General features: G+C 61.4%; 6 protein-coding genes. 1 reads left to right on the top strand and 5 read right to left on the bottom strand.

Annotated features, from left to right (window positions below; translation table 11 throughout):
- Positions 1-244: 244 nt before the first annotated feature.
- Together EXR36_15245 and EXR36_15240 are read right to left on the bottom strand one after the other, a co-directional pair.
- Complete coding sequence (locus tag EXR36_15245; GenBank protein MSQ60945.1) at positions 245-1,105, bottom strand: sugar phosphate isomerase/epimerase; 861 nt, start codon at positions 1,103-1,105, stop codon at positions 245-247.
- A gap of 164 nt (positions 1,106-1,269) precedes the next feature.
- The gene (locus EXR36_15240; protein MSQ60944.1) at positions 1,270-2,382 is read right to left on the bottom strand and encodes an S-(hydroxymethyl)glutathione dehydrogenase/class III alcohol dehydrogenase; all 1,113 of its coding nucleotides are present in this window, start codon (positions 2,380-2,382) and stop codon (positions 1,270-1,272) included.
- A gap of 141 nt (positions 2,383-2,523) precedes the next feature.
- On the opposite strand from EXR36_15240, the gene EXR36_15235 reads away from it, so the two are divergent.
- Positions 2,524-3,480: a tripartite tricarboxylate transporter substrate binding protein gene (locus EXR36_15235; GenBank protein MSQ60943.1), complete on the top strand. Its 957-nt coding sequence runs from the start codon at positions 2,524-2,526 to the stop codon at positions 3,478-3,480.
- Between the two features lie 90 nt (positions 3,481-3,570).
- On the opposite strand, the gene EXR36_15230 is transcribed toward EXR36_15235, so the two are convergent.
- The 3 genes from EXR36_15230 to trpD form a co-directional block, all read right to left on the bottom strand.
- A complete protein-coding gene (locus tag EXR36_15230; protein ID MSQ60942.1) occupies positions 3,571-4,242 on the bottom strand; it encodes a phosphoribosylanthranilate isomerase in 672 nt (223 codons plus the stop codon).
- Complete coding sequence (locus tag EXR36_15225) at positions 4,239-4,943, bottom strand: indole-3-glycerol-phosphate synthase (GenBank protein ID MSQ60941.1); 705 nt, start codon at positions 4,941-4,943, stop codon at positions 4,239-4,241. The genes EXR36_15230 and EXR36_15225 overlap by 4 nt, the downstream gene beginning before the upstream one ends.
- A partial coding sequence (trpD, locus tag EXR36_15220; GenBank protein ID MSQ60940.1) for an anthranilate phosphoribosyltransferase occupies positions 4,940-5,830 on the bottom strand: 891 nt, incomplete at its 5' end. The genes EXR36_15225 and trpD, both read right to left, overlap by 4 nt.

Below are 5,830 nucleotides of genomic sequence, written 5' to 3'. Positions count from 1 at the left end.
GCTTTGCTGCTCCGCGCTCGCTCTGGTTCTCCACCATCACCGCGCGCCTTACTTTGGCGTATAGGTCCACGTTCCTGTACATCCTCTCTGCCTTCCTCGATCCCCTCGGGGTCCGAAGCATAGACTTTGAGACTGGTCCCTACCTTGCCGCCAAATGGCTCCCTTTTACTCCGCCATTTACAACACCGCTTACCAAGTAAGAGGATGACGTCCCACGCCGCACATCAAAGCGGTCCCAACCGCGTCACGCCGCCCGGGCAACGCCTAGATCTTCTTGCTCTATCCGGTTCCACAAGTCCCGGATCATGCCCTTCAACATGAGCGCTTCCTGCCAGCGGTCTGAGAGTTCGTAGCCATCGGCGCCGGTAATGGCGTATTCCCTCGGGCCCAGTTCGCACAGGAAGGTGAGCGTCGCGTCCTTCAGCGCGCGGCGGCGCCAGGAGCGGATGCCGTATTCCCACCAACCCATGAACAGATCGACCCAATGCTTCATGGTGGGAAAACTGATTTGCACCTGGATCTGCTCCCGGCTCGCCACGCGGCCATGGAATCCCCAGCAGTTGTCGAGGATGCGGTGCATGAGATTGTGATTTTCTTCGCTCACGGGATACCAGAACTCGCGGCCTACCAAATAGTGCGATATATCTCCCGTCAGGCGCAGATCGGGAAAGCAATCGAGCAAACGCAAGGTGAAGAACAAATCGGTGGTCATGCGGTCGCGATGGGTCTCGACATGCACCGGGATGCGCGCATCGTGGGCGATGCGGCGCCAGCCTTCGATGAATGGGATGCACTCCTCCAGGGAATAGGGCCGCACGTCGGGCTGCAAGTTGATGTGATCGGCGCCCAATTCTTTCACATACTCGATGGTGGGTTTCAGATCGTCCACGCTCTTCGGATAACACTGCGCCTGCCAGCTCATGTGGTGCGCCCGCAAGAAGGAAGTGACTTCCTTCGCGAAGGCGTAATCGATGAAACGCACGCCGCAACCGTCGAAACCAGCGTCGCGGATCATGGTGAGTTTTTCATCTAAGGTCCATTCCTGCCCGTCGGGACGGCGCCGCTCCATGGCCCAAAGGGATTGGTAGATCAGTAATTTTTGCATGACGAATTTCCTTTCACCACAGAGGCACGGAGACACGGAGAAAAGCTCATTTTAAAAAGCTGCGCGGCGTGGCGGCCGGAATCAAACGAAAGTCCACGGATTGCTTATATCCGCATTGCATTTGCCTTCCTCTGTGTCTCTGTGCCTCTCTGGTGAATCCGCCTTTAGAAAACCACCACGCTACGAATAGACTCGCCAGCATGCATCAAGTCGAAGCCCTTGTTGATATCCTCGAACTTGAGTTTGTGGGTGATGAGGTCGTCGATGTTAATCTTCTTCTCCATGTACCAGTCCACGATGCGCGGCACGTCCGTGCGGCCTCGCGCGCCGCCGAATGCCGTGCCTTTCCACACGCGGCCGGTCACGAGCTGGAAGGGGCGCGTGGCGATCTCGGCGCCCGCGGGTGCCACGCCGATGATGACCGAGACGCCCCAACCCTTATGGCAGCACTCCAGCGCTTGCCGCATCACCTTGACGTTGCCGATGCACTCGAAACTGTAGTCCGCCCCTCCCTTGGTGAGGTTCACGAGGTAGGGCACCAATTCGTTCTCGGGCATGTCCTTCGGATTCACGAAATGGGTCATGCCAAATTTCTCCGCGAGCGCGCGCCGTTTGGGATTCAAGTCCACACCAACTATCATGTTGGCACCGGCCAAGCGCGCGCCTTGCACCACATTGAGGCCGATGCCGCCCAGCCCGAATATCACCACGTTCGCGCCCGGCTCCACCTTGGCGGTGTTGATGACGGCACCGATTCCCGTGGTGACACCACAGCCGATGTAGCAGACCTTATCGAAGGGCGCGTCTTCGCGAATTTTCGCCAACGCAATTTCCGGCACCACGGTGTAGTTCGAGAAGGTGGAAGTGCCCATGTAATGGTGCAGCTTCTTGCCGTGGAGCGAAAAGCGGCTGGTGCCGTCGGGCATCATGCCCTGCCCTTGCGTAATGCGGATGGCTTGGCACAGATTGGTTTTTTGCGAAATGCAGTATTCGCACTCGCGGCATTCCGGCACGTAGAGCGGGACGACGTGATCGCCCTTCTTCAGGCTCTTCACGCCCGGACCAACTTCCACCACCACACCCGCTCCCTCGTGTCCGAGGATGGATGGGAACAGTCCTTCCGGGTCGGCACCGGAGAGGGTGAACTCGTCTGTGTGGCAGATGCCGGTAGCCTTGATTTCCACCAATACTTCTCCGGCGCGGGGGCCATCGAGTTGCACGGTTTCCAGCGAAAGTGGCGCTCCCGCCTTATGTGCGACCGCTGCGCGTACATCCATGATTTGTCCTCTTGGTCTTGTGAGTTACGATGGTACCGAGCCTAATGATCCGGCCATGGGTTGTCAAACAGCGCCGCCAGCGCGGCCAGCGCGGCACGGTAAGATCTCCCTTCTCGGCGCTACGGAACACAGTACCAGAGGATGAACAAATCAAAATGGTTGCTCGCCGTTGGCCTATCGGTGGCGGTAATTTTCGCCCGCGCGCAGTCCTATCCCAGCCAGGCCGTAAGAATCATCGTGCCCTTCGGCCCCGGCAGTGGCAGCGACATCATCGCGCGCAGATTAGGTATTTATTTGCAGGAGCGCTGGAAGCAGCCGGTGGTCATCGAGAACCGGCCCGGTGCCCAGGGCGTGATCGGAACGGAAGTGCTGAAAAATGCCCCGTCCGACGGCTACACGCTGGGAATCAGCACGAATTCCACTCACGCGGCGGCACCTTACCTACACAAGAAGCTGCCCTACGATCCCATCAAGGACTTTGAGCACATCGCGTTGATCGGTGTAGGAGGTTCGGTGGCTCTGGTGCCGCGCGGCAGTCCATTCAAGAACATCGCCGAGTTGGTGACCTACACCAAGGCGCACCCAGGACAAGTCTTCTTTGGCCACGCAGACACCAGTTCCCAGATTCCCGGCGATCTCTTGAAAGCGAGCGCGAGAATTCCGCTGGAAGGGGTGCCCTATAAAGCCAGCGCGAGCATCGTCACGGACTTGATCGGCGGCCACATCCAATTGGCTTTCTTCAATTACATGACTGCCGCGGCCCAAGTCGCGAACGGACGGTTAGTCCCCATAGCCATTACCGAATCAAATCGCAATGCGCGTTGGCCAGGTATCGCGACGATTGGTGAAAGCTATCCCGGTTATGAGGTCAGTTTTTTCGCGGGCATTTCCGCGCCCCGCGGTGTCGCGCCAGACATCCTCGCCAAGATACACCGTGCCCTTCACGAAGGGCAGAACGATCCCGCCGTCAAGGAACCTCTGGAGAGCACTGGCCTCGCCTTCGCCGCGCTGCCGCTAGGCGAATATCGCGCCTTCATCCTCAAGGAAAGTGAGCGTTGGAGAGAGCACGTGAAGGCGGCGAAGCTGGAGCCCCAGTAAGGGCTTTATCCCACTTTCCTGGCTAAGCTGGCGGCATCTATAAGTTACGGCGGTCCGGCCCCGTGTCCCACCGTGCCCCTCACGTATCTGCTAGCCACGCACGGCACCGATGAATGCCCGCACGCGCTCGCGCTGCTTCCGGTGCCCGCTATCCTCCACCGAACTGATGACATCCACGCCGTAGGGCCGTACCTGCGCGATCCTGCCGGCAACGTTATCGGGGGTGAGACCCCCGGCCAGGATCATCGGTCCCGCGCCCGCGACGCGGCGCGCGATCTCCAGATCAACGGGTTTGCCCGTGCCCGCCGGGCGCTCGCCGGTGGTGGAGTCGAGCAGAATTGCATCCGCGCCCAAACCAAGGAAGCGCAGTGCCACCGATTCCCAATGCTCTGGCGGTTCCAGCTGGTAGTTGTCGTCGGCGCGAATGCGTACAGCCTTGATCACACGCACCCCGGTGCCGGAAAGCTCACGTGCGACCTGCGCTACCACCTCCTCGCTCTCGTTGCCGTGCAGTTGCACCGCATCGGGGTGGACCGCCGCGCAGATCGAGAGAATCGCGCCGACGGTACCGCCGACGATCGCGACCCGGCTCACGAAGGGTGGCACGCCGCGCATGAGTTGCACCGCCCGCTCGCGCGATAGCGTCCAAGGCACTGGCAGCGGATATTCCACCACGAAGCCAAGAGCGTCGGCGCCCTCGTCCACGCACATAGCGGCATCCTCCTCATGAGTGATGCCGCAGATCTTGACTCTGGCCCTCACCGCCAGCCGACAGCCAAGAGCGCGCCGATCGCCTGCGCCGGGTCGTGGGCAAGCAATATCGAAGTACCGACCAGGACCGCATCAGCTCCCGCATCACGCGCCCGGCGTGCATCTTCTGGCCCGCGGATCGAGCTTTCGCTGAGCAGCAGCGAACCCGGAGGCGCATGAGCGGCCAGATGCTCGGTAAGCGAGACGTCGCCATGATCGGTCTCCAGCACCTGAATGTCGCGATTGTTTATGCCCAGGATGTCGGGTGTGATACCGAGCCTCACCACGCGCGCCATCTCCTCGGCCGAGTGCGTCTCGACCAGCGTTTCGAGTCCCAAGCGGTGGGCGGCCTCGTGGAACCCGGCGAGCTGGGCGTCGCTGAGCTTGCACACGGTGAGCAGCATGCATGCGGCGCCGACGGCGGCAGTGGCTTCGATATCCTCGATGCCTCCTACGAAGTCCTTGCGCAGCACGGGCACGGTGATGTGTGGCAGCACGCGTGGAATCAACGCGAGGCCGCCGCCGAACTCCCGCAGCTCCGTTACCACCGAGAGCCCCGCGATCGCGCAGCTGCCCATCACGCGTGCCAGCGCCTCGGGCGTGCGCCCGCGCAACAAATCGCCGTCCTTCGGCGAGCGCACCTTGATCTCGGAGAGAACCGGCAGCAGCCCCTCTCGCTGCCGCTGCCGGATCGACTCGGTGAGGCGCATCACGCTGCCACTTGCTGCGAGGCAGCCGCAAACTGCGCGAGCTTGCGCGACGCCGCGCCTGAATCGATGTTCTCCGCGGCCATTCGCATGCCTTGCGCCGGGTTAGGTGCGGCGCCCGCCACGTACAGCGCGAAGCCGTTGTTGAGGACCAGGAAATCGCGCCTCGGCCCGCGGTCACGGCCCTCGAAGATATCGCGGATCACCTTGGCGTTGTACTGGGGATCTCCGCCCTTGATGTCCTCAAATTTGGCGCGCTTCAGGCCAAAGTCCTCGGGCGCCACCTCGTACTTGCTGACCTCGCCGTTCTTGATCTCGGCGATCTTCGTCACGCCCAGAATCGACACCTCGTCAAGTCCGTCCATCCCGTGGGCCACCACCACGTGTTTCATCGGCAGCCGTGTGACTACGTCGGCGACGAGGTCCACCAAGTGCGGCTGGTACACACCCATCAGATGGTGAGGCGCCCCGGCCGGATTGATGAGAGGACCGATGATGGTGAAGAAGATGGTCTTGATGCCGAGGGCCTGCTCGGGGAAGAAGACCTTGAGCATGAGGGGGTGAAAGCTCGGGGCGTACAGAAAGCTAATGCCCACCTGTTCGATGAGCCGCTCACCCTGCTTGGGCGCCAACTCGACCTTGACGCCCAGGGCCTCGAGTGCGTCGGCGCTGCCCGAGGAGGATGAGATCGAGCGGCTGCCATGCTTGGCCACCGGAACCCCGGCCGCAGCGGTGAGGATGGCATTCGCGGAGCTTACGTTGATGGTCGTCATGCCCCCGCCCGTGCCGCACATGTCGGTCAGATTGCCCGTCACTTTGGGCTGGATCTGAACGCAATTGTCGCGCATCGCGCGCGCGATGGCGGCGATCTCGTCCGCCGTGGGGCGCTTCAT

The sequence above is a fragment of the Betaproteobacteria bacterium genome, from assembly GCA_009693245.1.
Lineage (GTDB): Bacteria > Pseudomonadota > Gammaproteobacteria > Burkholderiales > SHXO01 > SHXO01.
Note: the sequence above shows the minus strand (reverse complement) of the source record. Positions and strands in the feature narration are given on the sequence as shown.